The 491-nt window shown below is 57.8% G+C and carries 1 rRNA gene; it reads left to right on the forward strand.

What is annotated here, in order from left to right:
• A 16S ribosomal RNA gene (locus tag QSK35_RS42555) occupies window positions 1-74 on the forward strand; the annotation flags it as partial.
• Between the last annotated feature and the right edge of the window lie 417 nt (window positions 75-491).

Consider the following 491-nt stretch of genomic DNA (forward strand, 5'->3'; position numbering starts at 1 on the left):
AGGTGGGACTGGCGATTGGGACGAAGTCGTAACAAGGTAGCCGTACCGGAAGGTGCGGCTGGATCACCTCCTTTCTAAGGAGCATCTACCACGCATCAGGCGAACGTCCTGGTGGTGGTCAGAACCCGCACGGTCCTCGAGGCCGGCGGTGCTCACTAGTGGATGCTGGCTGGCTAGACGTTCGGTTGTCACGACAGTGAGTACTGCGCCTTCGGGTGCGTGGAAAGGTGTCGGGAGGGCTGAGTGGACAGATCGGTACGCTGTTGGGTCCTGAGAGAACACGTGAGTGTCTTTCAGTGATCGGAACATCCTAGCTCTCGAACCGCCGGCGGTGGCCGGTAGGCGGGTTGCGGATAGAGGGTGTTGACCGTTCGTTCTTTGAGAACTGCACAGTGGATGCGAGCATCTTTGTAGCAAGTTAGTAAGGGCATACGGTGGATGTCTTGGCACCAGGAGCCGATGAAGGACGTAGGAGACTGCGAAAAGTCTAG

Origin of the sequence: Lentzea sp. NBRC 105346 (assembly GCF_030269605.1) — a bacterium.
In the GTDB taxonomy this organism is placed as follows: domain Bacteria; phylum Actinomycetota; class Actinomycetes; order Mycobacteriales; family Pseudonocardiaceae; genus Lentzea.